General features: G+C 39.4%; 26 protein-coding genes, 1 tRNA gene, 1 pseudogene and 1 other annotated feature. Of the genes and pseudogenes, 26 read left to right on the top strand and 2 right to left on the bottom strand.

Going from position 1 to position 26,767, the window contains the following annotated elements:
• Entirely contained in the window at positions 1 to 708 is a 708-nt protein-coding gene (gene pyrF, locus EJK17_RS01530; RefSeq protein WP_103660934.1) for an orotidine-5'-phosphate decarboxylase, read from the bottom strand.
• Between the two features lie 252 nt (positions 709 to 960).
• On the opposite strand from pyrF, the gene EJK17_RS01525 reads away from it, so the two are divergent.
• From EJK17_RS01525 to EJK17_RS01495, 7 genes are all read left to right on the top strand, one after another.
• Positions 961 to 1,884, top strand: a complete 924-nt coding sequence (locus tag EJK17_RS01525) for a dihydroorotate dehydrogenase (RefSeq protein WP_103660935.1) — start codon at positions 961 to 963, stop codon at positions 1,882 to 1,884.
• A 176-nt stretch (positions 1,885 to 2,060) separates the two neighbouring features.
• Positions 2,061 to 2,603 (top strand): bifunctional pyr operon transcriptional regulator/uracil phosphoribosyltransferase PyrR, encoded by a 543-nt coding sequence (gene pyrR, locus EJK17_RS01520; RefSeq protein WP_103660936.1) that lies wholly within the window; start codon positions 2,061 to 2,063, stop codon positions 2,601 to 2,603.
• Between the two features lie 156 nt (positions 2,604 to 2,759).
• Positions 2,760 to 3,716: an aspartate carbamoyltransferase catalytic subunit gene (locus EJK17_RS01515; RefSeq protein ID WP_103660937.1), complete on the top strand. Its 957-nt coding sequence runs from the start codon at positions 2,760 to 2,762 to the stop codon at positions 3,714 to 3,716.
• A complete protein-coding gene (locus EJK17_RS01510; RefSeq protein WP_103660938.1) occupies positions 3,716 to 4,990 on the top strand; it encodes a dihydroorotase in 1,275 nt (424 codons plus the stop codon). The genes EJK17_RS01515 and EJK17_RS01510 overlap by 1 nt, the downstream gene beginning before the upstream one ends.
• Complete coding sequence (locus EJK17_RS01505) at positions 4,990 to 6,075, top strand: glutamine-hydrolyzing carbamoyl-phosphate synthase small subunit (protein ID WP_127796146.1); 1,086 nt, start codon at positions 4,990 to 4,992, stop codon at positions 6,073 to 6,075. Before EJK17_RS01510 ends, EJK17_RS01505 begins: the two co-directional genes overlap by 1 nt.
• Entirely contained in the window at positions 6,068 to 9,256 is a 3,189-nt protein-coding gene (gene carB, locus EJK17_RS01500) for a carbamoyl-phosphate synthase large subunit (RefSeq protein WP_103660940.1), read from the top strand. The genes EJK17_RS01505 and carB overlap by 8 nt, the downstream gene beginning before the upstream one ends.
• Positions 9,257 to 9,338: 82 nt before the next feature.
• Complete coding sequence (locus EJK17_RS01495; protein WP_103660941.1) at positions 9,339 to 10,202, top strand: GRP family sugar transporter; 864 nt, start codon at positions 9,339 to 9,341, stop codon at positions 10,200 to 10,202.
• 83 nt (positions 10,203 to 10,285) lie between these two features.
• On the opposite strand, the gene EJK17_RS01490 is transcribed toward EJK17_RS01495, so the two are convergent.
• A tRNA-Arg gene (locus EJK17_RS01490) sits at positions 10,286 to 10,359 on the bottom strand.
• 143 nt (positions 10,360 to 10,502) lie between these two features.
• On the opposite strand from EJK17_RS01490, the gene EJK17_RS01485 reads away from it, so the two are divergent.
• The 19 genes and pseudogenes from EJK17_RS01485 (at position 10,503) to EJK17_RS01395 (ending at position 26,763) form a co-directional block, all read left to right on the top strand.
• Positions 10,503 to 10,865, top strand: coding sequence for an arsenate reductase family protein (locus tag EJK17_RS01485; RefSeq protein ID WP_103660942.1), 363 nt, complete (start codon positions 10,503 to 10,505; stop codon positions 10,863 to 10,865).
• 76 nt (positions 10,866 to 10,941) lie between these two features.
• Positions 10,942 to 13,323, top strand: a complete 2,382-nt coding sequence (locus tag EJK17_RS01480) for a Xaa-Pro dipeptidyl-peptidase (RefSeq protein ID WP_127796145.1) — start codon at positions 10,942 to 10,944, stop codon at positions 13,321 to 13,323.
• 103 nt (positions 13,324 to 13,426) lie between these two features.
• On the top strand, positions 13,427 to 14,905 hold the full coding sequence (locus tag EJK17_RS01475; protein ID WP_127796144.1) for a glycosyltransferase: 1,479 nt from the start codon (positions 13,427 to 13,429) through the stop codon (positions 14,903 to 14,905).
• Between the two features lie 51 nt (positions 14,906 to 14,956).
• The gene (locus tag EJK17_RS01470) at positions 14,957 to 15,559 is read left to right on the top strand and encodes an ECF transporter S component (RefSeq protein ID WP_103660945.1); all 603 of its coding nucleotides are present in this window, start codon (positions 14,957 to 14,959) and stop codon (positions 15,557 to 15,559) included.
• A gap of 12 nt (positions 15,560 to 15,571) precedes the next feature.
• A pseudogene (locus tag EJK17_RS01465) lies at positions 15,572 to 15,754 on the top strand (2-hydroxymuconate tautomerase); the annotation flags it as partial.
• A 115-nt stretch (positions 15,755 to 15,869) separates the two neighbouring features.
• Entirely contained in the window at positions 15,870 to 16,787 is a 918-nt protein-coding gene (gene rbsK / locus EJK17_RS01460) for a ribokinase (protein ID WP_103660947.1), read from the top strand.
• 98 nt (positions 16,788 to 16,885) lie between these two features.
• Positions 16,886 to 18,235, top strand: a complete 1,350-nt coding sequence (locus tag EJK17_RS01455) for a DUF2325 domain-containing protein (protein WP_103660948.1) — start codon at positions 16,886 to 16,888, stop codon at positions 18,233 to 18,235.
• Between the two features lie 88 nt (positions 18,236 to 18,323).
• Positions 18,324 to 19,163, top strand: a complete 840-nt coding sequence (locus tag EJK17_RS01450) for a YitT family protein (protein ID WP_103660949.1) — start codon at positions 18,324 to 18,326, stop codon at positions 19,161 to 19,163.
• A 61-nt stretch (positions 19,164 to 19,224) separates the two neighbouring features.
• Positions 19,225 to 19,304, top strand: a sequence feature (ribosomal protein L21 leader region).
• A gap of 15 nt (positions 19,305 to 19,319) precedes the next feature.
• Entirely contained in the window at positions 19,320 to 19,631 is a 312-nt protein-coding gene (gene rplU, locus EJK17_RS01445) for a 50S ribosomal protein L21 (RefSeq protein ID WP_103660950.1), read from the top strand.
• 18 nt (positions 19,632 to 19,649) lie between these two features.
• Entirely contained in the window at positions 19,650 to 19,940 is a 291-nt protein-coding gene (rpmA, locus tag EJK17_RS01440; protein ID WP_127796143.1) for a 50S ribosomal protein L27, read from the top strand.
• 66 nt (positions 19,941 to 20,006) lie between these two features.
• Positions 20,007 to 21,116: a M24 family metallopeptidase gene (locus tag EJK17_RS01435; RefSeq protein WP_103660952.1), complete on the top strand. Its 1,110-nt coding sequence runs from the start codon at positions 20,007 to 20,009 to the stop codon at positions 21,114 to 21,116.
• A 60-nt stretch (positions 21,117 to 21,176) separates the two neighbouring features.
• A complete protein-coding gene (gene efp, locus EJK17_RS01430; protein ID WP_103660953.1) occupies positions 21,177 to 21,746 on the top strand; it encodes an elongation factor P in 570 nt (189 codons plus the stop codon).
• Between the two features lie 19 nt (positions 21,747 to 21,765).
• Positions 21,766 to 22,197 carry an Asp23/Gls24 family envelope stress response protein gene (locus EJK17_RS01425; RefSeq protein WP_103660954.1) on the top strand — a complete coding sequence of 144 codons (432 nt, stop codon included), beginning with the start codon at positions 21,766 to 21,768 and terminating at the stop codon, positions 22,195 to 22,197.
• Complete coding sequence (gene nusB / locus EJK17_RS01420; RefSeq protein ID WP_103660955.1) at positions 22,198 to 22,596, top strand: transcription antitermination factor NusB; 399 nt, start codon at positions 22,198 to 22,200, stop codon at positions 22,594 to 22,596. It abuts the gene before it with no gap.
• 53 nt (positions 22,597 to 22,649) lie between these two features.
• Positions 22,650 to 23,498, top strand: coding sequence for a tetrahydrofolate dehydrogenase/cyclohydrolase catalytic domain-containing protein (locus EJK17_RS01415; protein ID WP_103660956.1), 849 nt, complete (start codon positions 22,650 to 22,652; stop codon positions 23,496 to 23,498).
• Positions 23,488 to 24,855: an exodeoxyribonuclease VII large subunit gene (xseA, locus tag EJK17_RS01410; protein ID WP_103660957.1), complete on the top strand. Its 1,368-nt coding sequence runs from the start codon at positions 23,488 to 23,490 to the stop codon at positions 24,853 to 24,855. The genes EJK17_RS01415 and xseA overlap by 11 nt, the downstream gene beginning before the upstream one ends.
• Positions 24,836 to 25,078, top strand: a complete 243-nt coding sequence (locus EJK17_RS01405) for an exodeoxyribonuclease VII small subunit (RefSeq protein WP_103660958.1) — start codon at positions 24,836 to 24,838, stop codon at positions 25,076 to 25,078. The genes xseA and EJK17_RS01405 overlap by 20 nt, the downstream gene beginning before the upstream one ends.
• Positions 25,079 to 25,080: 2 nt before the next feature.
• On the top strand, positions 25,081 to 25,950 hold the full coding sequence (locus tag EJK17_RS01400) for a polyprenyl synthetase family protein (RefSeq protein WP_103660959.1): 870 nt from the start codon (positions 25,081 to 25,083) through the stop codon (positions 25,948 to 25,950).
• Positions 25,951 to 26,763 (top strand): TlyA family RNA methyltransferase, encoded by an 813-nt coding sequence (locus EJK17_RS01395; RefSeq protein ID WP_127796142.1) that lies wholly within the window; start codon positions 25,951 to 25,953, stop codon positions 26,761 to 26,763.
• Positions 26,764 to 26,767: the final 4 nt, after the last annotated feature.

Here is a 26,767-nt window from a genome sequence, read left to right as displayed (position 1 = left end):
TTAGTTAAACTCCTTTTTAATCAATTGATAAACATCGCTGGGATTACTTGCTTGAGTGATTGGCCGCCCCACAACTAGACCGCTGGCACCCCAAGTTTTAGCTTTGGCCGGGGTCGCAATTCTGGTTTGATCATCATGATTGTTTTGGCTTAAGCGGATGCCGGGGGTGATATACAAAAAGTCGTCACCTACTTGTTCTCTTAAAGCCTGGACTTCAAGCGGTGAACAAATCACGCCATCAGCGCCAGCTTTCTTGGCAGTTTTAGCTAAGCTAATCACTTGCGCTTTCATAGGCAGGCGGCAATTTTGTTCATTTTGTAAAACTTCGTCAGAAATTGAAGTTAACTCGGTTACTGCGAGTAATTTAGGCACTGCTTGTCCTTGAGCTGTCCCGTCAATTAAGCCGTCTTTAGTCGCTTTAATCATTTCACTGCCACCTAAAGCATGAACGGTCGTATATTGAATTCCAAGTGCTGCTAATTGCTTGGCCCCATGATAAACAGTGTTAGGAATATCATGTAATTTTAGATCTAAAAAGACTTGATAGCCTTGTTGGGTCAAGTATTCGACAAAGCTATTTCCCAGGTGATAAAAGAGCTCCATCCCCACTTTAACTGCAGTTTGCTGGGGCTTACCTAATTGCTGTAGTAAGGTTTCAGCTTCGGTTTGATTTGCAACATCTAAAGCTACAAAAACTGGTTTTTCCATTTTTCCTCCACAAAAAAAGTCCATTCTGGTGCAGAGAAAGTGCACAAGAATCGACTGTTTCTCGTGGTAATTTAAGTCAATATTTAACTTGCGGTCTCTCTGTACCGTTTAAAGTGATTTGAAGAGAGTGTACCACCAAATTTTCTTCTTGCCAAGTTAAAAAATAATTTTGCAAAAGATCTGATTGTGTGTAAAATATAAGCCAAAAAATAAGCGAATGTCAGTGAGCATTCATTTTTTGGAGGAAAAATTATGTCTAAAATTAGCGTTGAACTGCCAGGATTGAAGTTGAAGAATCCAGTGATGCCGGCAAGTGGCACCTTTGGTTTTGGTGATGTGCCAGCTTGCAAAAAGTTTGATTTAAATGAGCTGGGCGCACTAGTAATTAAAACAACGACCTCCAAGGCAACGACTGGAAATCCGCAACCACAAATTGCTGTCCTTAATGATGGGGTGTTGAATTCAGTTGGCTTAACTAATCCTGGAGTTGATGCCGTCATCAATGATAAGTTAAAGCCGTTGCGAGAGCAGTATCCTGAATTACCAATTATGGCGAGTGTTGGCGGTGATACCATGGCCGATTACGTCTTAGTTGCACAAAAATTAGCTGCAGCTAATTTGGTTAATGCCCTAGAAATCAATGTGTCTTGCCCGAATGTCGCTCAAGGCGGGATGAGTTTTGGGGTTCATCCAGAAGTAGTGGAAGAATTAACGCGTCAGATTAAAGAAGCCGTGTCTTTGCCGATTTATGTCAAATTAACGCCAAACGTGACCGATATTGTGGCGATTGCCCAAGCAGCAGAGCGTGGGGGTGCCGATGGGATTTCCATGATTAATACGCTGTTAGGGATGGAGATCGATGTCACAACCCGGCGACCAGTTTTAGGCCACAATGTGGGCGGTTTATCTGGTGAAGCTGTCAAAGCAGTTGCCGTGCGGATGGTTTACCAGGTTCATCAAGCAACTAATTTGCCAATTATTGGGATGGGCGGAATTGCTAGTCCAGAAGATGTGGCTGAGTTCATGCTAGCTGGCGCCAGTGCGGTTGCCGTGGGTAGTGCGCATTTTCATGATGAACTAGCTAGTTTGCATATTGCGCAAGGCTTACCTACTTTACTAGCAAAAATGGGTGTCTCTGATATCAATGACTTAGTTGGGCAAGTAAAATTAAATTAATTTATAGTTGACAAGTGCATCAAAGATCAGTATATTAAATGCAATCAATGTCCTTTTAAATTAGTCCTGTGAGGCTAGCAAAGTGACTTCTCTTAAAGTTAGTTTGACTTTACACATTTGCTCCTAGTCTAAACAGGCTGGGAGCTTTTTTCATGGGCATTGGCAAGGAGGAAAAAATGGCAAAAGTTATTTGGGATGAGTTGGCAATGAAACGGGCTTTAACTCGCATTACCTATGAGATTATTGAACGCAACAAAGGGACCGAAAACTTGGTTTTAGTCGGCATTAAAACGCGCGGCGTTTATCTGGCTAAAAGAATTCAAGAACGAATCAAGCAATTAGAAGGTGTGGAAGTGCCACTAGGTGAGCTGGACATTACTTTGTATCGCGATGATCGTCATGACGCTTCTCTTAAGCAAGACCCAATTGTTAAGGAAGTAGACTTGGGGGTTGATATCAATGATCAACATGTTGTGTTGGTTGATGACGTAATCTACACTGGTCGGACTATTCGAGCAGCCATGGATGCCTTGATGGATCACGGTCGTCCAAGTTCAATTGCCGTGGCCGTCTTAGTTGATCGTGGTCACCGCGAATTACCAATTCGGGCAGATTTTGTTGGAAAGAATATTCCGACTGCTAATGACGAACAAGTAGCTGTTAAGGTTAAGGAAATTGACCAACAAGACAGCGTGGAATTAAAAAGTTTGCCACAATAAAAATATTTTTAAATCACGTAACCATTTAATTGACTCCAGAGAGGGTCAGAAGGGTTGACGCTTTTTTCATGTACTAGCATGAAAATACATCCTTTTTGATGAGAGTCTGGAGCAATTAAAGCTCTAGACTCTTATTTTTTTAGAAAGAAATCACTCATGGAAAATTTAGCTTTAGTTGATTTGACAAATTTTGTTAGTGTTGAAAAGTTAACGGAAAAAGAAGTGCAGGCTTTAATTCAGCGTGCTGAATACTTTAAACAAGGAGGAGCTGTACCGGCTTTAACTAAACCAGTCTATGTCACCAACATGTTCTTTGAAGATTCTAGCCGCACTCATACGAGCTTTGAAATGGCGGAAAGAAAACTAGGCTTGACGGTGATTCCGTTTGATCCAGCGCATAGTTCAGTGAACAAAGGCGAAACTTTGTATGATACTTCCTTAATCATGAATGCTTTAGGAGTTGATTTAGAGGTCATTCGTCACTCAGAGAAAGAATATTATGAAAAATTAATTCATCCGCAAGTTGACCAACATTTAAACATTGGTGTGGTCAATGCTGGTGATGGAAGTGGTCAGCATCCTTCGCAATGTTTACTCGATATGATGACCATCCATGAACATTTTGGCCATTTTAAAGGCTTAAAAGTTGCTATTGTCGGCGATATTACTAATTCTCGGGTTGCCAAAAGTAATATGGAATTATTGAACAAGTTAGGCGCCGAAGTTTACTTCTCTGGACCTGACTACTGGTATGATCATGCTTTTGATCAATATGGTAAGTATGAAAAGCTAGATCAATTAGTGCCCAAGATGGATGTCATGATGCTCCTTAGAGTCCAACACGAACGCCATAGCGGAGACCCAAATGAAAAGTCATTTGATGCCAAGAAATACCATGAGCAATACGGGATTAACCAAAAACGCTATGATCAATTAAAGCCAGAAACCATCATCATGCATCCCGGTCCAATTAACCATGATGTTGAGCTAGCAGGTAAGTTAGTTGAAGCACCAAAGTCAATGTTTTTCAAGCAAATGCAAAATGGCGTCTTTATGCGGATGGCCATGCTGGAAGCAGTAATGCGGGGTAGAAGACTAGGAGGACTACATTAATGAGCACAGTCATCAAGAACGGTACAATTTATCAAAATGGGCGCCTAGTAAAGGCTGACGTTTTAATTGAAGCCGGCAAAATTCATGCCATTGGGCAAAAGCTGAATGCTGAGCGAACAATTGATGCGCAAGGCAAATTGGTGAGTCCTGGTCTAGTTGATGTGCATGTGCACTACCGTGATCCTGGTCAAACTTATAAAGAGGACATTCATACAGGTAGTTTAGCCGCAGCGCGTGGCGGTTTTACGACTGTGGGCGCGATGCCTAACGTCACGCCAGTACCGAATACTCCAGAGTTAATGGCCAAGATGGTCGCCGAAAACAAGGCTAAAGGGGTTGTTCATATTTTGCAATATGGCCCGATTACTAATGACGAAACAACTGATATTCTGCCTGATTATGCTGCCTTGAAAAAGGTTGGTGCCCTTGCTTTAAGTAATGATGGGCATGGGGTACAAACAGCACAAACAATGTATTTAGCTATGCAAAAGGCAAAAGAAAATAATTTAATCATTGCCAGCCATGCTCAGGATGATTCCCTCTTTAATCATGGCGTGATCAATGAGGGACCCAAGGCTAAAGAACTGAATCTCCCAGCGGTAACGGAATTGGCAGAAACTACCCAAATTGCCCGCGATTTGTTACTGGCCCAAAAAACAGGGGTTCATTATCACATTTGTCATGTTTCCACTAAAACTAGCTTAGATTTAGTTCGCATGGCCAAAGCCCATGGAATTAAGGTAACTTGTGAAGCCGCGCCTCATCATTTGCTCTTAACTGACGAAGATATTCCAAAAAATGCTCCTTACTATAAAATGAATCCACCTTTGCGTAGTAAAGAAGATCAAGCAGCTTTAATTGTTGGTTTACTTGATGGCACCATTGACTTAATTGCAACTGACCATGCGCCACATGCTAAGCAGGAAAAAAGTGGCGATTTCAAAGCTGCTGCCTTTGGGATTACTGGCAGTGAGACCGCCTTTAGCACTCTTTACACTAAGTTGGTCAAAACGGGATTAATTCCATTAGAAAAGTTACTGTCATTAATGACAGATCAACCAGCTAAAGTATTCGGCTTGAAAAATTGCGGTTATTTAGAAGTCGGGCAACCAGCTGATTTAGCAATTTTTGACTTAGAGCATGCAGCTAAATTAGAAGAAAAAGATTACTTGTCCAAGGGTGTCAATACACCGTTTACGGGGATGAAAGTTTACGGAATGACCGACATGACTTTGGTTGACGGACAAGTTGTATATCAGCGAGGTGAAGCATAATGTTACGCTATTTAATTTTAGAAGATGGCAGCGTTTATTCAGGTGAAGCTTTTGGTGCAGATACTGAAACGATTGGCGAAGTGGTCTTTACAACGGGGATGACCGGTTATCAAGAAGCCATTACCGATCAGTCTTATGCTGATCAAATCTTAGTTTTTACTAATCCCTTAATTGGTAATTACGGAGTTACGCTAGCTGATTATGAATCACTTGAGCCGCAAATTAAAGGCGTGATTTGTCACCAAGTGGCGCGGCGTCCTGATAATTGGCGCATGCAAACGACTTTGCCAGACTTTTTAAAGCAATTGTCAATTCCTGGCATCCAAGGCATTGATACTAGAGCTTTAGTGAAAAAACTGCGGATTCACGGTACCTTACGGGGCAAGATTGCCAATAGTAAAGAAGAAGCAGCGCAAATTGCTTCAGAATTACAGCAAAAACAGGTAACGCAAGGAGTAATTAGCCGCGTTTCAACGAAAACTCCTTATCCCGTACCAGGGGCAAAGCGCAATGTTGTCGTCATTGATTTTGGAATTAAGCATAGTATTTTACGCGAATTAGCAAAACGGGACTGCAATTGCATTGTTTTACCTTACACCGCAACTGCTAAAGAAGTCTTAGCCTTGCATCCCGATGGCGTATTGCTGTCAAATGGACCAGGGGATCCAGAAGAAATGGTTGCAGCTAGTCAAATGGTGTGCGAAGTTGAACAACATTTGCCGTTATTTGGTATTTGTATGGGCCATCAAGTCTTTGCTTTAGCTAATGGGGCAAAAACTTACAAGATGAAGTTTGGTCACCGCGGCTTTAATCACCCAGTTCGTGAAATTGCTACGGGTCAGATTGGTTTTACTTCCCAAAATCATGGCTATGCAGTTGATCCTGCCTCTATTAATCGAGATAACTTGCTAGTGACGCATGTGGAAGTTAACGATGGCACCATTGAAGGCTTACGTCATAAAAAGTATCCTGCCTTTTCAGTTCAATTTCACCCTGATGCCACACCTGGACCACATGATGAAGAGAGTTTATTTGATGACTTTATGCAAATGATTGATCAAAGAAAGAGTGAACTTCATGCCTAAGAGAAAAGATATCCACAAGATTATGGTCATTGGTTCTGGTCCAATTATTATTGGTCAAGCCGCTGAATTTGATTATTCTGGAACCCAAGCTTGCTTGGCTTTGCGCGAGGAAGGTTATGAAGTTGTGTTAGTCAATTCTAATCCAGCCACAATCATGACGGATACCACTATTGCCGATAAAGTTTATCTTGAACCGTTAACGGTTGATTCAGTTTCCAGAATTATTCGCCAAGAATATCCTGATGCAATTTTGCCAACTTTAGGTGGTCAGGTTGGACTCAACATGGCTTTAGCTTTGGCTAAAAGTGGCATTTTGGATGAACTGCACATTGAGCTTTTAGGAACTAAGTTAGCCTCAATTGAACAAGCAGAAGACCGGGAAAAGTTCAAGGAACTTTGTCAAAAATTAGGTGAACCAGTACCACCTTCTAAAACAGTTAAGACGGTTGACGATGCCTTAGCTTTTGGGGATGAGATTGGTTATCCCATTATTGTCCGGCCAGCCTTTACGATGGGCGGAACCGGTGGCGGTATTTGTCATAATCATGATGAGCTAGCTGCAATTGCCAAGAATGGGCTGGAATTATCACCAGTGACAGAGTGTTTGATTGAAAAATCAATTGCTGGTTACAAAGAAATTGAATTTGAAGTCATGCGCGATTCAAACGATAATGCCATGATTGTTTGTTGTATGGAAAACTTTGATCCAGTGGGGATTCACACTGGTGACTCAATTGTCTTTTCACCAAGTCAGACCTTATCTGATAAAGAATATCAAATGCTCAGAGACTGTTCTTTAAGATTAATCAGAGCCTTAAAGATTGAAGGGGGCTGTAATGTTCAATTAGCGCTGGACCCAAACAGTTTTGAGTATGATGTGATTGAAGTAAATCCACGTGTATCACGCTCAAGTGCTTTAGCTTCCAAAGCAACAGGGTATCCGATTGCCAAGATGGCAGCTAAAATTGCAGTCGGCATGACTTTGGATGAAATTAAGAATCCTGTTACTGGCACTACTTACGCTGAATTTGAACCTGCTTTAGACTATGTAGTCTGCAAGATCCCACGTTGGCCGTTTGACAAATTCCCTAAGGCAGATCGAATTTTGGGGACGCAAATGAAAGCTACTGGTGAAGTGATGGCCATTGGCCGCACTGCTGAAGAAGCTTTACAAAAGGCCGTTCAATCCCTTGAAATTGATGAAAAAGATCTGTTCTCACCAGCTGCACACCAAGCTAGTGATAGTCAATTAGAAGAAAAATTGGTTAAGGCCCAAGACGATCGCCTTTTCTATTTGGCAGAAGCCTTTAGAAGAGGTTATAGCTTAGAAGAAGTTCACGAACTGACCAAGATCAATTTCTACTTCCTTGATATTGTTAGTCATTTAGTGGAAATGGAGCAGGAAATTGCTGCTCAACCAAATGATCCAGATATTTTAAAATTGGCTAAAAAATATGGCTTTAGTGATCAAACGATTGCCCACTTATGGCATGAATCTGCTGATCAAGTACGAGAATTGCGTAAGCAAAAACAGCTCTTGCCAGTTTATAAAATGGTTGATACTTGTGCCGCTGAATTTGAATCCAGCACGCCATACTTTTATTCAACTTACGATAGTGAAAATGAAAGTCACAAATCAGGCAGAAAATCGGTGGTTGTGATTGGTTCTGGTCCGATTCGGATTGGGCAAGGTGTGGAATTTGACTATGCTACGGTGCACTGCGTGAAGGCTTTACAAAAAATGGGCTATGAAGCAATTGTCATCAATTCTAATCCTGAAACCGTCTCAACTGATTTCTCAATTTCGGACAAGCTTTACTTTGAACCTTTAACTTTAGAAGATGTCTTGAATGTTTGCGATTTAGAACAACCAGAAGGTGTAATTGTTCAATTCGGTGGCCAAACTTCAATTAATCTAGCAGCAGGGTTAAAAGCACATGGCGTTAAAATCTTGGGAACCCGTGTTAAGGATCTTGATCGAGCTGAAGATCGAGAAGAATTTGATCAAATTATCAAACAGCTAGGCCTGCGTCAACCGCAAGGCTTGACGGCCACGACTCATGAAGGTGTAATTGCGGCTGCGGAAAAGTTAGGTTATCCGGTCTTAGTCCGTCCATCATATGTCTTAGGCGGTAAGGCGATGGAAATTGTTTATTCAAAAGCCGAGTTAGAAGAATACTTGCATGATCATGCAGATATTGCGGAAGATCACCCAATCTTAATCGATGACTACCTTGATGGACGCGAATGTGATGTCGATGCGATTTCTGATGGTCAAACAGTGCTTTTACCGGGAATTATGGAACACATTGAGCATGCTGGGGTACACTCAGGTGACTCAATGGCGGTTTATCCACCACAAACTTTCAGTGATGAAGTTAAGGACAAGATTACTGAAGTAACTAAGAAACTAGCTTTAGCTTTAAACTGCAAGGGTATCATGAATATTCAATTTATCGTGCGCGATGGTGAAGTTTATGTCATTGAAGTTAACCCAAGAGCGAGTCGGACGGTGCCATTTTTGAGCAAGATTACCGGAATTGAAATGGCCCAAGTTGCTACGCGAGTGATTATGGGTGAAGACTTAACCCAGCAAGGCTACTCCGATGGCTTAGCTCCTGAGCCAGAAATGATTAGTGTTAAAGCCCCAGTCTTCAGCTTCAGTAAGTTAGCTGATGTTGATTCTTACCTGGGCCCAGAAATGAAGTCCACTGGTGAAGTCATGGGCAGTGATCATACTTTTGCCAAAGCTTTGTACAAGGCTTTTGCTGGCGCAAAGATGCAACTACCTGAAAATGGTAATGTATTACTCACAATTGAAGATCGCGATAAAGAAAATATTTTACCAATTGCGAAGAGATTTGCCCGTATTGGTTACCGCATTTTTGCCACAAAAGGAACGGCCGAATTCTTGCGCCAACATGATTTGCATGTCGACTTAGTGACTAAAGTGCATAAGGATGAAGATAGTGAGCAAAACATTTTAAATGAATTGCGAGCTGGTCGAATTGATTTAGTAGTTAATACGATGGGGCATGATGTTGAAAAGAACTCAGATGGCTTTATCATTAGACAAATGGCAATACAGCAGAATGTCCCATTATTAACAGCCCTCGATACTGCAGATGCTTTGCTTAAGTCCCTTGAAAATCGCTCTTTTGCGACTGAAAGTCTAGCTTAGAATAATAAAAAATCTCCTTGTTTGAAAATGCTTACTCTTGCTACAATGTGCAAGTTAAATTTTCTAAATAAGGAGTTTTTTGATGCAATACATCTTTCTTTTCATTCCAGCAATTGGTTGGGGCTTAATGCCGCTGTTTGTTGCCGGAGTTAAGAATAGTACGATTTATCACCAAATTGTTGGATCTGTTTTAGGAGCATTTATTTTTGCGGCGATTGTTTTCTTAATTAGACAGCCAGCCGTTAACGTACTCGCTTTTGGCTTATCAATGCTGGCAGGAGCAGCTTGGGTAATTGGACAAGTTGGTCAATACTTTAGTTTTACTAAAATTGGAGTGTCAGAAACGATTCCAATTTCAACTGGTTTACAGTTAATCGGAGTTCCACTAGTTGGCGTGCTAATCTTTGGTGAATGGGCTAGTCCACAAGCTAAATTATTTGGCTTTTTAGGAATTATTGCTTTAATTATCGGAGTAATCTTTACTTCAATGACTGACAAAGGAACAGCTGAAGGTGGTAAAGAAAATCAAGCCATGACGATGATCGTTTTGATTTTAACGACATTTGGATATATTACTTCTAGTTCAATTCCTAAAGTAATTAAGGCCGACGGTGTTTTAATCTTTTTAGGTGAAACCATTGGGATGATGATTGCCACTTTTATCTATTTGCTTTGTACAAAGAAGCTCGCTGTTTTAAAAGAAAAGAAAAGTTATCAAGTTATTCCAGCTGGTTTAGTTTATGCGGTTGCTGCACTTAGTTACATTATTTCAGTGAAAGTTAATGGTGTTAACCTCGCTTTTGTCATGTCACAACTTTGTGTTGTCATTTCAACCTTAGGTGGGATTATCTTTTTACATGAGCGTAAGACTAAGAAGGGTTATCTCTTTACAGTTGCTGGGTTGGTTTTAATCGTATCTGGGGCTGTTTTAACCTCGATCTTTTAAATTAAAAGAAAAAGCTTTGCGATTTTGTCGTAAAGCTTTTTTGATGCAAAAAAAACAACATCCACAGATGTTGCCTTAACTAATGATCCGGGTGAGATTCGAACCCACGACCCACGGTTTAGAAGACCGTTGCTCTATCCAGCTGAGCTACCAGACCATGTATGTTTGTATGTCCTCAACAGAACATAAACTATTATAGGGAAAGGATGGTTAAAATGCAAGGACAAATTTATTTTTTGCGAGATAATTTTTAGCTAAAATAGAAGTAAAGATTAATTATATAGAAAGAAAGTAAAAAGCATGATTAAATTTTATGGCTATAAACGTTGTTCAACTTCCAAAAAAGCACGTAAATGGTTTGATGACCATGGTATTCAATACGACTATCAAGATTTAGTAGAATTGCCACCAACAGAAAGTCAGTTACTTAAATGGATGACTAAATATCAAGATCGCGGATTAAAGTATTTCTTTAATACGCACGGTCAACGTTATCGGGCCGATAATTTTAAGGAAAAAGTTCCAACCATGACCATTAAAGAAGCTGCCAAATTAATGTCTGAAGATGGTAAGCTAATCAAACGACCGCTTGTTGTGGATGAAGACAATTTAACCTGTGGTTTTAAGGAAGATGTTTTTGCAAAAACTTGGTTAAAAAAGTAGCCTCTAACTGTTAACTAAGCTAGTTAAATAGTAAACTATCAGTAAGATATTATTAACAAAAATCGAGGTACACTAGATGAAATATAATCAGTATGCTTATGTGAAAACTGACCACGAGCAAGAAGTTAAAGAATTAATTGACATTAACTTTTTACCAAGAAATTATGAAGATTGGTCTTTCAGTGACTTATTAGCTAAATTAGTTAAAATGACTTTGGCTGAAGCTAAAAGTGATGAAGCCAAAACTGCCAAATTAGCTGAGTTTGCTGTTACTGAAAGCCAAACCTTAGCTGATTTTTTGGCAGATAAGCCTGAAAAAATTGGGACTAATGAATTCTATAATGTGGCCTTACAACTCTTAGGCTATCATGTCCATTACGACTACGATTTGGCTGATCCAACCGCCTTCATGCAAAGAAATGCATTACCAGTAGTTAAAGACATTACTAATGTGGCGCAGTTAATTACGGCCTTTTATCGTTTATTGAACACTAGAAGCAAAAATGGCCAGATTTTGCTTGATGTGATGGCTGGAAAAGGTTACTTCACCCAATTCTGGGGCCAAAACAAGTTTATGTTCTTTAACGGTAAGGCTTTACCAGTTTTTGATACTAATAAAGTAATTCGTGAAGTTGTTTATGTTGAAACTGACCTTGATACTGATCAAGACGGTAAGAGTGATTTAGTTCAAGTTACAATTTTTCGGCCAAGAGAAACTACTGCAGGCCTAAAAGTCCCCGCATTATATACAGCTAGTCCATACTTTGGCGGAATTATTGCTAATGAAAAGCGAAATCATAAAGTTGACGAAAACTTGTCTGACGCTACTGAATGGAATGATCCGCAATATGTGGCTAGTCCAATTGTCAAGGCTGCTAAGCCTGCTGCCGAAGATAAACCAGCAACTGAAAAAGCAGTCCACAAGTCTTCTTATCCGTTGAACGAATATTTGTTAGCGCGTGGTTTTGCTAGTGTCTTTGCTGGCGGAATCGGAACGCGCGGCAGTGACGGCTTAAGAATTACCGGTGCTCCTGAAGAAACCGAATCTGCTAAAGAAGTAATTGAGTGGCTTCATGGCGATCGGATTGCTTATACTGATCGCACCAGAAAGCACGAAACTAAAGCTTCATGGTGTAATGGTAATATCGGGATGACTGGTCGTTCTTATCTAGGAACCTTGCAAATTGCCGTTGCTACTACGGGAGTAGCTGGTTTAAAGACCGTTGTGTCTGAAGCTGCAATTTCTTCTTGGTACGACTACTATCGTGAACATGGTTTAGTCATTGCTCCGGAAGATTGCCAGGGTGAAGATCTTGATTTATTAGCAGAAACTTGCCAATCTAACTTGTGGGATGCCGGCTCATATCTTAAGATCAAACCGAAGTATGATGCCATGCAAAAAGATTTGTTAACTAAAGAAGATCGGACAACTGGTCAATATTCTGATTACTGGGAAGCAAGAAACTACCGCCACCATACTGATGGCATTAAATGTTCTTGGATTTCAGTTCATGGTTTGAATGACTGGAATGTTAAGCCAAAGAATGTTTACAAGATTTGGCAAAAGGTCAAGAATTTGCCAATTAAGCACCATTTGTTCTTGCACCAAGGCCCACACTACAACATGAATAATTTGGTTTCCATTGATTTTACTGATTTAATGAATCTTTGGTTTGTTCATGAATTATTAGGTCTTAAAAATAATGCTGACAAGCAATGGCCAACGGTTATGATTCAAGATAACCTTGAGGCTGATAAGTGGCATGAAGAAAAAGATTGGGCTGATGACTTAGGCCAAGAAGTTGTTTACTACCCAACTGATAGTCAAGAATTGACTAAAGATGGTAATGGCAAAGAAAAGCAAAGCTTTACTGATGTTGGTGGTAAGGAATTTACGGCAGCTATAATTTCAGAAAGTGACTGGCAATACAAGTTTATTTGCGGCGACGAAAAATGGTCCAAACCAAGTCTACGCTTTACAACTGATGAATTTATTCATCCCGTAACAATTGTTGGTCGTCCTGAAGTTAAAGTGAGAGTAGCTGGCTCTTTACCAAAGGGTCAACTTTCCGTTGCCTTAGTTGAATTAGGTGATCGCAAGCGCCTAACTGCTACACCAAAATTCTTGATGCGGGGTGGCCAAGAGTTAGGTTACCGCTTTGGTACTGATACTTTACAAGAATTTATGCCCGATAAATTAACTAAAGCCAAATTAATTACTAAGGCTCATATGAACTTACAAAATTATCAAGATATGAAGAAGCCAAGCAAGCTTGAAGCCGGTCAATTCGTTGACTTGACTTTTAAGTTGCAACCAACTTACTATACAATTCCAAGTGGTTCGAGTTTGGCCTTGATTATTTACTCAACTGATCAAGGAATGACTAAGCGGCCACTTGAAGATGAAACTTATACTATTGATTTAGCCCAAACTGAAATTAAGTTTTATCAAAAATAATGATTGAGTTTCGAGGAAGACAATGTCGTTAAGATGTTGTCTTTTTTGTTTTTGCGCTAAAATTATTATATAAGTAGATAATAATTATAAACCGAGGATAAACATGCACTATTTTATATCAACTAGAGAAGACTATGATACTTCTGCAATCGAATTAGCCCAAGTAAAGCGGATGCAGATCTTTGATGCGTTGGGGCAAGAGAGTCAAATTGTCGAAATTGAAAAAAATGATTTTAGTGAAGAAAGTCAAACTAAGCTCCACACTGAGGGGTGCGTGATTAATATTTTTCAATATTTTCAACAATTGCCAACTAGTAGTAAAGGTGATACTGAAGCATTATTGAATGAAATGTTAACCAAGGTGGGTGAACGAGACGGAAATAATGCCTTGATTGCTGGCAAAACTATTATTCAAGCCCACACATACAATGATCATCTTTATTACGTCGATCATTTAGATCGTTATGGTTTCACCGTTAAGCGTCAGTTTTTCTTACATAATTATCTTAATTATGTAGAATATTTTGATGATCAGGTCCATTTAATGATGCGGGAATTTATGGATGTTGCCGAAAATCCCGTCATTCGGGAATATTTTTGTCAAAGCACGCAAAAAAAGCCCTTATTAACAATGATTGAGTTGCATCGTGATGGTGAAGAAATGCGTTTTGATAAGCTTGAAGATTTTCAAGCCTTCTTTTTAGATCAATTAGCGGCTAATGATGAGCAAGCTGTCTTTTATTGTGATCGTTGTACGCAAGTTTTACCCGCCATTAAGAAGATGAAGCAAACTGTCCCAAGCTATGTCGTCTTCCACTCCGCTTTAACTCCTAGTGGAAAAATTGATGATCAAGTTTATACAGTCTATCAACCAGTGAGTGAAATGGTTGCAGACGGTAAATTGCGCGGAACCATTTCTTCAACCAGAAAAGAAGCTGAAAACGTCACTAAGAAGTTGCAAGTGGAAAATTCTTATGCCATTCCTGTTACATTTATTCAAAAAGAGGAAAAAGTACCGTTTGAACAGCGAAAACTAGGTCAAATTATTGCCGTTGCTCGCGTCGATGCCGTTAAGCAGTTAAGTCACTTACTGCAAGCAATTATCAGTTTGCATCAAGAGCATCCAGAATTAAAATTAAACATCTATGGTAATAATACCGATGAACCGGAAAATAAACGCCTACAAAAAATTGTGGCTGATCATGATGCTGGCGACTACATTCACTTTTGTGGCTTTGAGCAAGACCTGACGGAAGTTTATAATTCTGCACAATTAGAAGTTTTAACTAGTAAGAACGAAGGTTTTGCCATGGCAATTCTGGAAGCACAAGCTCATGGTTGTCCTGTAGTTAGCTATGATATTAATTATGGCCCAAGTGATATTATTGCTGACGGTAAAAGCGGTGTACTAGTGCCAGCTGATAATACTAACCAATTAACACAGACCATTGATCATCTTTTCAATAATCCCTGGTTATTGACTGAATATTCAGCTGGTGCATATAAACATGCGCAACAGTTTAACTTTAAGCATTTACAGAAGAAGTGGGCGCACTTTTTAAAGCGAGAAAAGCTTGTCTAAATCTCCTTCATCTTATATAATGTAAGTCATTACAACTTGAAGGATAAAAAGATGAAAAGAAAAGAAACGCTTAATTTAACCATTACCGCCTTATTTGCGGCCATTTTGTTACTACAAACTTTTGTCCCTAATATTGGCTATGTGCGGCTAATTCCAGCTTTACCAGCGATCACGACGATTCCCTTAACAATTGCAATTTATGCTTCAATTATGGGGCCAAAATCTGGGCTCTTATTTGGACTTTTTTGGGGAATTACGCGATTAGTGCTTGCATATACTCAGCCAGGTGATATGGTTAGTTTGATGCTTTTTCAAAACCCACTAATTTCACTTGTTCCTAGTATTTTAGCTGGTTGGTTTCCGGGGCTGATTGTTAACAGAATGCAGCAACATAAATTGAGCTATGTATTAAGTGGTTTAACTACTTCTTTGACCAATACGGTTTTTGTTATTGGCTTAACAAGTTTACTGTTTATGAATCATGCTGCTACTTTGCTAAGATACTTAGGCAATACAAGTGGAAGTCAATCTTTGTTAGTGGTTTTGGTGACAGCTTTAGGATTCAATGGGATTGTGGAAGCAATTTTTACGGCAATTGTGACACCAATTATTGCACTTCCGTTGAATACTATTTTGAAGAGAGTTGCCGTTTAAGAAAGGAAGAGAAAAATGCCTTTTGTACATATTGAATTGATCAAGGGTAGAACCGATGAACAATTAACCAATTTGATGAAAGATGTCACTGAAGCAGTGCACAAGGACACTGGTGCTCCTAAGGAACATATTCATGTGATTATTAATGAATTAGGTAAGCGTTCATATGGTAATAACGGTGAATGGCGTGCTTAATGGTTGAGTGTGAAGAAACTTCTCGAGAGGTTTCTTCACACTTATTTTTTTCTAGTTGTAAGAGCTTCCTTGAACGTGGGATAATATAAGAAAGCATTCAAGAAGGAGACAAAAAATGACAGAAATTACAGTTTTAGGCAGCATTAATGTCGATAATACTTATGCCATTCCGCGCATTCCTTTACCTGGAGAAACCATCCATGTTGACGGTATTTCTTCAGCAGCTGGCGGTAAAGGAGCCAATCAAGCAGTAGCAGCGCAAAGAAGCGGCGCGCAAGTTCATTTTATTGGTAGTGTTGGGGATGACCGTAACGGTGAATTGATGCGGCAAACGATGGAAAAAGAAGGCATTGATTTAACTCACGTTACCATTAATGAAATGGTTGAAACAGGTTCAGCCAAAATTTTGCTTGATGAAAAAGGACAAAACAGTATTTTAGTTTATGCTGGTGCTAACGGAGTTGTTAACCCTGAGCAAGCTTTAGTTGCAGAAGACGTGATTGCTAAGTCTGACTATATTATTGCTCAGTTTGAAACGCCGATAGTTACCACCATTGAAGCTTTTAAGATTGCTAAAAAGCATGGTGTGGTAACGATTTTAAATCCTGCTCCTGCCCAAAAGATTAGTGATGAATTGCTAGCTTTAACTGATATCATTACTCCTAATGAAATTGAAAGTAGTGCGATTACCGGCTTAAAAGTTGAAACTGAAGCCGACATGAAGCAAAATGCAGCTTATTTTACGGCTAAAGGTGTCAAAGCTACTTTAATTACTTTAGGTGAAAAAGGCGTTTACTACGCTTGCGGTCGAGAAGAAGGTTTTGTCAAAGCTTATAAGGTTAAGGCAGTTGATACGACAGGCGCTGGGGATACCTTTATTGGCGCTTTAAGTTCCGTTTTAAAACCAGACTTGTCCAACTTAAAGGCTGCGATTGATTATGGTCAACGTGCTTCTTCAATTACAGTCCAAGGTAAAGGGGCCATGCCATCAATTCCAACTAAAGCCAAGATTACGGCTGTTTATGGCAAATAATTTAGAACTGTTTCCTTGATGGAAACAGTTTTTGTTTTTAATGATAAAAAGTAAGTATATAATTAAAGGCAGTAATTTTTCATGGAGTTGAGGAAAGCGTGTTTGATTATCGTAATGATTTAAAAAGAATCTTACAAAAAACGGCTGGTGACGATCAGAGCCTGCAAAATAGTTTAACGGCGATTAAAGCCATCATTGCGATGGCGGATGATGGTAAAAATACTAAGCCAGTTAAAACTAAGCCGGTTAAAACAGCCAGTATTGCGCAAAACAATAGTAATGCCAAGCAAGTAAAGCAATTGCTTAATGGTTTAACCGCGTTAATTGAAGCCCCAGGAAATCCTGAAGCTAAAAAGCAAACTTTATCAGCTTTGCATAAATTAACCTTTGTTCCTGGCGTCGGTAAAAATTATGGCAAAGAATTAGGCCGGCTTGATCAAGCGGTGCAAACAGCCGTTGAAACAAAGGAAGCAGTTAATTCGAAGATTTTCAAGGAAGCAATGAAGCCAGTTGAGAAGCCAAAGCGTGATTATCGTAAAGGCCGCCGTTACACTGTGATCCGGTTAGTTTCTGGTGCTGATTTAATCAATGACAATGGTGAAACAGTCCTCACGGTGAAAGAATCCCAAGTTCATCCGCTGAATTTGAAGACTGGCGATATTGTTGAAGCTTTGGAAGATAAGACCAATCCTAACTATGAAGCGGAAATTTTGCGGGTAGTCGGTTTTCGTAAAATGCGTAAGCGCGATTATGATCAAATCGCAGACTTCAAATATGCAGTCGTCCAAGGCCGTCCGGGTCATTTATCAATTAGTCGCAATATTCGCGGGGAAAAGTTGCATATTCGCGGTAAGGCGATTACGTTAGCCGTTGATTCTAGTTATTATCAAGGGGAAAATATCCATCTTGAAGATGGCTCGATTGTTGACTTAGCTTGGTATGAAGGTGATGTCCGTTTAAAGAAAAATCCGGCTGATGCGGTCCAAATTCGGTGGATATATGAAGTTGACCCACCCAAGCGGATTGCCAATACTAAGAAGAAAAAAGATAAGTCAAATAGTGAGAGTGATGAAGAAATTGCCAAACTTGATTTGGATTTACACTACCAAAGAGTCGGAATTGCCATTGGTGACAATCAGAATGAGGCGATTTTAGAAGGAATCGTTACGCGCTATCATGGGATTCCTATTCCAATTGATGCTTTTGAAGGTAAGAAAAAAGTTATTGAAAAGCAAATTAAAGACCTTGATATCGTTGTTCTTGTGACTGCCTTTGCGGCACATGATTCAACTTGGAATATTCGTGAGTTTGCTAGCAAATATGGTGTTAAATTTGCGGTAAGTTCAAGTAAAGGTTATCAGTCTTTTGAACGAGCATTATACCGGGCCGATCAAGGGTTACCTGCCTATGAGGGCAATCAAAGGATTGATTATCAAATGAAAAAATAAATAATTTCTTATGTTTGCGTAAATTCCTTGTTTTGTATACCTATCTCCAGGTACAATTGATGTACTAACTTTTAGAAAGGATGCATCAATGAAAACTAATTTAGCTAAACATTCTTGGATGCGCTGGCTACTTTTTATAGCCGGACTAGAAATTATTGCAATTTCAATTAACCTCTTTTATGGGCCAATTAATATTGCCGCCGGTGGAACCACTGGAATTTCAATCTTAGTTGATGCTGTCTGGGGCATAAATCGTTCAATTACGGTTTTTGTGGTTAACGTTTTGCTGTTAATCGTTGCCTGGATTTTTCTGGGTAAAACAACCACAAAGAATATTGCTTTGGGAAGTTTGATTTTGCCATTACTGATGCAAATTACGCCGAGTTTTAAAGCCACTGAAAATGATTTATTAGCAGTTATTTACGGTGGCGCCTTAATGGGGCTGGGAGTGTCACTACTATATCGGGTAAATGCTTCAAGTGGTGGGACAACGATTATCCCAATGATTTTGAAGAAGTATTTTTACTTAAATCCAGCCGTAACTTTATTGTGCGTTGATATGATCGTTATTATCATGAATATCTTCGTTGATGGTTGGAATGCCTTTTTCTTGGCTGCTTTTTCTCAATTAGTAACGGCAATTACGATGAATTACACCGAAACTGGTTTTGATAAAAAATACCAGGTGCGGATTATGAGTAATACTAATCTAGAAGCTATTCGTGAGAGATTGCAAGCTGACTACCAGGGCTTAACTATTTATGATGTGGTTGGCGGCTATAGCGATGATAAAAAGAAACAATTATTAATTGTTGTTGATACTAATGAATATGGTTCTTTGATTACTAAAATTCATGAGATTGATCCCGACGCCTTTATTATTACTTCAAGTGTTGCTAAAGTGCATGGCGGGCGCTGGGGGATGTAAATTTTGATTGAATTTTTGTTTTAATGGTAGTAGACTATAGTAGTTGTATTTGTGGAGACCTCCACATCTGCAACCGCACAATTTGAGGTTAGAAGTTCTTCGACGAAGAAGACACCTCATTTGGCGAGTCTAAGTATTTTTTTCGGAGGTGTACAAATGTACGCAGTTATTAAGACCGGTGGTAAGCAATACAAAGTTGCTGAAGGCGATGTTGTGTTCGTTGAAAAGCTTGATGCAGAAGAAGGTAAGGAAGTTACCTTTGACCAAGTAATTCTTGTTGCAGACGGCAAGGATGTTAAGGTTGGTGCCCCATTAGTAGAAGGCGCTAAGGTTACTGCTAAAGTTGAAAAGCAAGGCAAGGAAAAGAAGGTTGTAACTTTCAAGTACAAGCCAAAGAAGCACTCACACAGCAAATATGGTCACCGTCAACCTTACACTAAGGTTACAGTTGAAAAGATTGAAGCTTAATTCAGAGGTGAAATGATAATGAATATTTTTGGTTTGAAATTATTTGCCCACCACAAGGGTGGCGGTTCTACTGCCAACGGTCGTAACTCAGCTGGTCGTCGTTTAGGTGCCAAAGTTGGTGACGGTCGAGAAATCCACGCAGGTTCAATTATTTACCGTCAACGTGGTACTAAGATTCACCCAGGTGCTAACGTAGGCCGCGGTGGAGATGACACTTTATTTGCATTAGTAAATGGTGTTGTTAAGTTTGAACGTCTTGGCAAGTTCAAGAAGCAAGTTTCAGTTGTTCCAGCTGAAGAAGCTAAGTAAGACTTAAAATGCAAAGAAGGCGAGAAGCAAACTGCTTCCCGCTTTTTTCATACAAGAGGCCTAAAAATGGATAAAACACAGGAATTATTGACCTTAATTAATCAACGGATTAATAAAGTTTGTGACTTGATTAAAGCCCAAAATGCTGATGCCATGATTATCTTTAATCAAGCTAATTATCGGTATTTGACTAATTTCACTGGTGAAGAGGCACAGCTAATTTTAACTAGTAGTGGTGAACGGATTTTACTTTCTGATTCAAGGTTTGCGGGTCAAATTAAAGCGCAAGCTCCAGGTGAATTAACCGTCATCATGAAGCATGGTAATGATTATGATGAAATTACTAAAGCTTTGCAAAAATTGAATTTAAAGCGTGTTTTAGTTGAAGGTGAATTTGTTTCTGCTGCTGAATATCAAAAACTAGTTGCTCTTAATTCAAATTTAGAGTTTGAAATGTGCGAAGAACTAGTTGAACGGGTGCGCAATGTCAAAGATGAATTAGAAATTGCTGCCTTGCGTAAAGCCATTGACATTTCAATGGAAAGCTTTAAGCAGATTTTACCAATGATTAAACCTGGCGTTAAGGAACGAGCTATTGCAGCTAAGCTTGATTATCTTTTTAAAGTTAATGGCGGAGACGGCCCAGATTTTGATACAATTGTAGCGTCAGGAGTTCGTTCAGCTTGGGCTCATGGTGTTGCTAGCGATAAAAAGCTTGAAGAAGGCGACATGATTGTGATTGACTTCGGGAGCTTCTATAATGGATATGCCGCTGATATTACTAGAACTGTTGCTTTAGGTAAAGTTGATGCCGAAATGCACAAAATTTATGATATTGTGCATGAAGCCCAAAGACGTGGAATAGCTGCCGCAGTAGTTGGTAATACTGGTGCAGATGTTGATCTCGCAGCAAGAGACTATATTAAAGAGCAAGGCTATGGTCAATATTTTGGTCATGGAATCGGGCATGGCATTGGCTTAGAAATTCATGAATTATGTCAGCCTGCTTTGCCATTTAGAAGTCAAAAGTTGGTTAATAACATGGTTCACACAGTGGAACCTGGTATTTACTTGCCAGATAAAGGCGGCGTGAGAATTGAAGATGATGTTTTAATTCATGATCAAACACCGGAAACTTTATCCACTTTACCAAAAGATGAGCTTCTTTCTTTGTAAATATATAGCCAAATGGCTTGCAAATTGGTAACATAGATATGTAGAAATGAGGGAATTAATATGACAATGATTTCAGTTAACGAATTCAAGAACGGTTTGACCATTCAATACAACAATGATCTTTGGCGAATCGTTGAATTCCAACACGTAAAACCAGGTAAGGGTAGTGCTTTTGTTCGTTCAAAGCTTAAGAGCTTAAGAACCGGTGCTGTACAAGAATATACTTTCCGTTCAACTGCTAAGGTTGAAACTGCTGATATTCAAACTAAGGCAATGCAATACTTGTACAATGATGGTTCAAGTTACGTATTCATGGATACTAATACTTATGACCAATTAGCAATTCCAAACGAACAAATTGGTGACGAAGCTAACTACTTACTTGAAAACATGGTAGTTAACGTAATTATGCACGAAGGTGAAACCTTGGGTATTCAATTACCTAACACTGTTGATTTGAAGGTTGCTAAGACTGAACCTAACATCAAGGGTGATACTTCATCAGGTGGTGGTAAGCCAGCTACAATGGAAACTGGTTTAGTAGTTAACGTTCCATTCTTCATTAACGAAGGAGACGTTTTGACTATTAACACTGCCGACGGTACTTACGTATCACGTGCAAACAAGTAATTGTTTTTGAGGTAATAAAATGGCAGATAGTTCAAAAATTCTCTTGAGTGGCGAAGAAAACGGTGAACAAATCAAGATTGATCCAAGTGTGCTTGAGGTTATTTTAGGCATTGCTGCTGAAAAAATTGATGGCGTTGTTAGTATGCGCGGTAATTTAACTTCAGGAATTAAGCATGTTTTGGGTCGTGAAGATCGTGGCAAAGGTGTTAATGTCAGTGTTGATGAAGATAACAAGCTGGTAGCAGATGTTTATGTTTATCTTGAAGCTGGCGTTAATGTGCCAAGTGTTGGTGCTCAAATGCAAAAAACACTCAAAGCTCAATTGGTGCAAATGACTGATTTGGAATTAAAGGCAATCAACATTCACGTTGTAGGCTTAGTCTTCCCTGAAGATGAAGACCAAGAAGCAGAAGATACAACGGAGCTGTTTCCGGAGGACAATCAAGAGTAAATGAATCAACATGAAAGTCGTAAAGTTGCTATGCAAGCAGTTTTTTTGGCTAATCAAGATCCAGAATTAACTGCCGCAGAAGTTGAAGTGAAGACCGTTGCAATGCTTGATCTTGAGCAACTTTCTGCCTATTCTAAAACTCTAATTGAAGGCGTAATTGCTAATCGTGATGAATTAAAAGAAGCTTTAAGTAAGCACCTGAAAAATGGTTGGCGCTTGGAGCGAGTTAATCCCATCGCGGTAGCAATTCTAGAAATTGCTTTATACGAAATTCAAGATAGCGTGGAAATTGAACCCAAAGCTGCGGTTAATGAAGCTCTAAACTTGTGCGATGAATTTGCTGATCCAAAAGTCAAACCATTCATTAATGGTATGCTAGCAAACTTTGTTGAAAAATAGATTGATAGTCGGCAATTTGCCGGCTATTTTTGTAGAAAAGGAAGTTGATATTGATGGGAAAGATTCTGAATGGAAAAGAACTAGCAAAATTACGTGCAGACAAATTAAAAGAAACAGTAAAGATTTTAAAAAATGACGGAATTCAGCCACTTTTTTGCGTAATTAATATTGGTGACAATCCTGCTAGCAAACTTTATGTCCGGACGAAAAAACGTCAGGCTGAAAGAATTGGCATTGAAGAAAAAATTTATCAACTTCCTAATGATGAAACAGAAGAAGACGTCATTAATTTAATTAAAAAATTAAATGCTGACCCTAAGGTTTATGGTGTGATGGTCCAACTTCCAGCCCCCGAGCAAATTAATGTTAACCATTTGATGGAGACCATTGATCCTGCTAAAGATGTTGATGGCCTGACACCAAGCAATATGGGCCGCTTATGGCAAGGTGACCACTTCGTTGAGCCGGCAACCCCATCCGGCATTATTGCCATGTTTGATCATTATGGCATTGAACTAGCTGGTAAAGATGCTGTCATTGTTGGCCGCAGCAATATTGTTGGTAAACCGTTAGCTGCTTTAATGCAAGAGAGAAATGCGACTGTTTCACTCTTACATACTAAGACGCAAAATCCAGAATATTACTTAAAGAACGCTGACATTGTAGTTTCTGCAGCAGGTCAAGCTAACTTGATTACAGCTGATAAAATTAAAGAAGGCGCCGTTGTTGTTGACGTCGGTATTAATCATGTCAATGGTAAATTAGTTGGTGACGTTGCTTTTGACGAAGTTAAAGAAAAAGCTAGCTGGATTACACCGGTCCCAGGTGGTGTTGGTCCATTAACGGTCGAATCCTTAATGGAGCAAGTCGTTAAGTTAACAAGGAGAGCAAATGGCAGATAATAAGTATCTGACTGTTACAGATTTAAACTATTATATTACCCAAAAGTTCAAAAATGACCCATACTTACACAAGGTCTTCTTGCAGGGAGAATTATCCAATTTTCGTTTTCGGAGGAATTCTCACCAGTATTTTTCATTAAAAGATGAAAAATCAAAAATTAACGTAGTCATGTTTCGTTCCTACTTTGATAAGGTTAAATTTAAGCCCGAAGAGGGAATGAAGGTCTACGTTACCGGTTATGTAAGTGTTTATGGACCGCAAGGTTCATATCAGTTCTATGCTGAAAGTATGGAACCGGCAGGGTTAGGTGCCCTTTATGAGCAGCTAAAGCAATTGCAAGCAAAACTGGCCAAGGAAGGTTTATTTAATCCAGAACATAAGCGTCCGTTGCCGCATTTTCCTGATAAAATCGCGGTGGTAACTAGTGCATCAGGGGCAGTTATTCACGATATTATGGTGACAGCAAATCGGCGTTTCCCTCATGCCGAAATCGATCTGTTTCCTGCCCAAGTGCAAGGGGATACTGCTGCTGAGACACTAGTTAATGCGATGAAGCAAATAGCTGCACACGGAGATGAATATGATGTTATGATCATTGGCCGTGGTGGTGGTTCATTAGAAGATCTATGGCCATTTAATGAAGAAGAGGTAGTAAGGCAAGTCTATGACATGCCAATGCCTGTGATTTCTTCAGTAGGACATGAAACAGATACCACCCTCTGTGATTTGGTAGCTGATGCTCGTGCAGCAACGCCAACAGCTGCAGCTGAATATGCTACGCCTAATTTAGCGGATGAGTTAGCAAATATTAGTCAATTGCGTAGTCGGTTACTAGCCAGCATGCAAACAATTATTCGGCAAAAGCGTGACATTTTAAAACGAATTAAGAACTCGGTCGTTTTGCGTGAGCCAACCAGGTTGTATGATCAACAGATTCAAACCGTTGATTTATTAAAACAGCGTTTGGCTAATAGCATGAATAACCAGCTTGAGCGCTCAAAGCAGAATTATCATTTATTAGCGCAGCGCTTGTCAGCAGCTAGTCCCGATAAACGTATTAAAGAATTAGCACAAAGACGTAGTTTTTACACGCAAAATTTAGCTGCAGCAATTAAGCATTATCTAGGTCAAGAGCGTAATCAATTCGCCCAAGCTGTACAGCAGTTGAATGACTATAGCCCGTTAAAAACTCTTGAACGTGGTTTTGTTTATGCGACAGATGATCAGGGAAAGACGATTAGTTCTACCACCCAGATAAAGCAGCAAGAGCAGTTAAATTTACACTTTAAAGATGGTAAAGCCGTTGCTACAATAACAGCAGTTGAGAGGAAAGAAAATGGCAACAAAGAAAAATAATTTTGAAGAACAATTAAAGAGCTTGCAAGAAATAGTCACTAATCTTGAAAATGGTAATGTGCCTTTGGAAGACGCCTTGAAGCAATTCCAAGAAGGAGTCAAGATTAGTCGCGATCTTGATCAAAAATTAACTCAAGCCGAAGAAACTGTGGCTAAGTTAATTGATAGTGATGGAACTGAACACAAACTAGATCCAAATAATGCCGCAGCACCAGAGGAATAATTATGTCAGCTTTTAAATATTTTCAAGAAGAATGGACACCAGTTATTAATCAGTATTTAGAAGAATACTTAGCTAGTGAAGTTGATGATCAAAAGATTAGTCAAATCATGGCTTACTCAGTGATGGCTGGTGGTAAGAGATTAAGACCATTGTTGTTTTTAGCAACTTTGAATGCTTTAGGTAAAGAAATTACCACTACTGAAGTAAGAATTGCCTGTGGGATTGAGTTAATCCACACCTATTCTTTAATTCATGATGATTTACCAGCGATGGACAATGATGATTATCGTCGCGGTAAATTGACTAGTCATAAAAAATGGGGTGAAGCTGAAGCTATTTTAGCTGGGGATGCTTTACTACCAATGGGAATTCAGTGGATTGCAGAAGGCAGTAATTCTGCTAAGCTGGTTGCGATTATTACCCAAGCTGTTGGTCCCAACGGTATGGTTGGGGGCCAATATTTAGATATTGATTCTACTAATAATGCTAGTGTTGCCGGGGATGCTAAGTTTATCAATCGCATGGAATGGCTTAAGACTGGGTGCTTAATTCAAGCTAGTGTTGAAATGGCAGCTGTTTATGCTAAAGCTAGCCAAGTTGAACAAGTCAAGCTAGTTGGCTTTGCTAAGGTCTTTGGCCGTTCTTACCAAATTTATGATGATTTAGTCGATGTTGTTGAAACTAGTGAAGAAGCTGGAAAAGCTACTCACAAGGATCAAGAAGAGGGAAAGAATAATACTTTGACCTTGCTTGGAATTGATCGTAGTCGTCAAGAATTACGTGACTTAATTAAGCAAGCCCAAGATGATCTTCATGGCTTGAATGGTGAAGTTTTGGCAGGCTTTTTAGCTTTATATCAAAAGGTGCTATAAATGGCAAAAGAAAGAGCAGATGTTTTATTAGCTGAACAAGGGATTTTTCATTCCCGTTCGCAAGCTCAAAGAGCGATTATGGCTGGACTAGTGCAAGATCATAATCATCAAAGAATTGATAAAAGTGGTACCAAGTTTCCGCTTGATGAAAAATTTATTGTTAAAGATGATGGTAAGAAATATGTTTCTCGTGGTGGTTTTAAACTAGAAAAAGCCTTAAAGGTATTCAATATTGATCTAAAAGACAAGATCTGCCTTGATATTGGGGCTTCAACTGGTGGTTTTACTGATGTGGCCCTGCAAAATGGCGCCAAGATGGTTTATGCCTTAGATGTAGGCTATAATCAATTGGCTTGGCAGTTGCGCGATGATCCACGCGTAGTTGTCATGGAAAAGCAGAATTTCCGTTACAGTAAGCCCGAAGATTTTGATCAAGGTTTACCTGATTTTGCCATGACTGATGTTTCTTTTATTTCTTTGGACTTAATCATGCCGCCGATGTATGCCATCTTAAAAGATCAATGCGATGCAGTTTGTCTAATTAAACCGCAATTTGAAGCTGGTCCAGAAAATGTTGGTAAGCATGGTATTGTTCATGATCACGAAGTACATCGGCAAGTAATTGAGCATACGATGAATGAAGCAATGAAAATTGGCTTTGATGTCTTAGGTGTTGATTATTCACCAATTAAAGGTGGTAAAGGCAACATTGAATTTTTGATTCATTTACAAAAAGATGAAGCCCATGGTGGTCAAAAGCTCTGGTCTGGTGAAGCTGGTGAAGTTGTTGAACGGGCAGTAAATGGTTTGTAGGTGA

Source organism: Lactobacillus xujianguonis (assembly GCF_004009905.1).
In the GTDB taxonomy this organism is placed as follows: Bacteria; Bacillota; Bacilli; order Lactobacillales; family Lactobacillaceae; genus Lactobacillus; species Lactobacillus xujianguonis.
The sequence above is the reverse complement of the archived record's forward strand: the minus strand, read 5'-3'. Positions and strand labels throughout refer to the sequence as shown.

What these genes read in the sequence shown, in the direction of transcription:
- efp (WP_103660953.1), top strand. Translation starts at nt 21,177, where the DNA reads ATGACAATGATTTCAGTTAACGAATTCAAGAACGGTTTGACCATTCAA.
- EJK17_RS01505 (WP_127796146.1), top strand. Translation starts at nt 4,990, where the DNA reads ATGTTACGCTATTTAATTTTAGAAGATGGCAGCGTTTATTCAGGTGAA.
- rpmA (WP_127796143.1), top strand. Translation starts at nt 19,650, where the DNA reads ATGAATATTTTTGGTTTGAAATTATTTGCCCACCACAAGGGTGGCGGT.
- xseA (WP_103660957.1), top strand. Translation starts at nt 23,488, where the DNA reads ATGGCAGATAATAAGTATCTGACTGTTACAGATTTAAACTATTATATT.
- EJK17_RS01525 (WP_103660935.1), top strand. Translation starts at nt 961, where the DNA reads ATGTCTAAAATTAGCGTTGAACTGCCAGGATTGAAGTTGAAGAATCCA.
- EJK17_RS01415 (WP_103660956.1), top strand. Translation starts at nt 22,650, where the DNA reads ATGGGAAAGATTCTGAATGGAAAAGAACTAGCAAAATTACGTGCAGAC.
- pyrR (WP_103660936.1), top strand. Translation starts at nt 2,061, where the DNA reads ATGGCAAAAGTTATTTGGGATGAGTTGGCAATGAAACGGGCTTTAACT.
- EJK17_RS01395 (WP_127796142.1), top strand. Translation starts at nt 25,951, where the DNA reads ATGGCAAAAGAAAGAGCAGATGTTTTATTAGCTGAACAAGGGATTTTT.
- EJK17_RS01425 (WP_103660954.1), top strand. Translation starts at nt 21,766, where the DNA reads ATGGCAGATAGTTCAAAAATTCTCTTGAGTGGCGAAGAAAACGGTGAA.
- EJK17_RS01450 (WP_103660949.1), top strand. Translation starts at nt 18,324, where the DNA reads ATGAAAACTAATTTAGCTAAACATTCTTGGATGCGCTGGCTACTTTTT.
- EJK17_RS01470 (WP_103660945.1), top strand. Translation starts at nt 14,957, where the DNA reads ATGAAAAGAAAAGAAACGCTTAATTTAACCATTACCGCCTTATTTGCG.
- EJK17_RS01510 (WP_103660938.1), top strand. Translation starts at nt 3,716, where the DNA reads ATGAGCACAGTCATCAAGAACGGTACAATTTATCAAAATGGGCGCCTA.
- EJK17_RS01485 (WP_103660942.1), top strand. Translation starts at nt 10,503, where the DNA reads ATGATTAAATTTTATGGCTATAAACGTTGTTCAACTTCCAAAAAAGCA.
- EJK17_RS01435 (WP_103660952.1), top strand. Translation starts at nt 20,007, where the DNA reads ATGGATAAAACACAGGAATTATTGACCTTAATTAATCAACGGATTAAT.
- EJK17_RS01495 (WP_103660941.1), top strand. Translation starts at nt 9,339, where the DNA reads ATGCAATACATCTTTCTTTTCATTCCAGCAATTGGTTGGGGCTTAATG.
- EJK17_RS01480 (WP_127796145.1), top strand. Translation starts at nt 10,942, where the DNA reads ATGAAATATAATCAGTATGCTTATGTGAAAACTGACCACGAGCAAGAA.
- rplU (WP_103660950.1), top strand. Translation starts at nt 19,320, where the DNA reads ATGTACGCAGTTATTAAGACCGGTGGTAAGCAATACAAAGTTGCTGAA.
- pyrF (WP_103660934.1), bottom strand. Translation starts at nt 708, where the DNA reads ATGGAAAAACCAGTTTTTGTAGCTTTAGATGTTGCAAATCAAACCGAA.
- EJK17_RS01475 (WP_127796144.1), top strand. Translation starts at nt 13,427, where the DNA reads ATGCACTATTTTATATCAACTAGAGAAGACTATGATACTTCTGCAATC.
- carB (WP_103660940.1), top strand. Translation starts at nt 6,068, where the DNA reads ATGCCTAAGAGAAAAGATATCCACAAGATTATGGTCATTGGTTCTGGT.
- EJK17_RS01515 (WP_103660937.1), top strand. Translation starts at nt 2,760, where the DNA reads ATGGAAAATTTAGCTTTAGTTGATTTGACAAATTTTGTTAGTGTTGAA.
- nusB (WP_103660955.1), top strand. Translation starts at nt 22,198, where the DNA reads ATGAATCAACATGAAAGTCGTAAAGTTGCTATGCAAGCAGTTTTTTTG.
- EJK17_RS01405 (WP_103660958.1), top strand. Translation starts at nt 24,836, where the DNA reads ATGGCAACAAAGAAAAATAATTTTGAAGAACAATTAAAGAGCTTGCAA.
- EJK17_RS01400 (WP_103660959.1), top strand. Translation starts at nt 25,081, where the DNA reads ATGTCAGCTTTTAAATATTTTCAAGAAGAATGGACACCAGTTATTAAT.
- rbsK (WP_103660947.1), top strand. Translation starts at nt 15,870, where the DNA reads ATGACAGAAATTACAGTTTTAGGCAGCATTAATGTCGATAATACTTAT.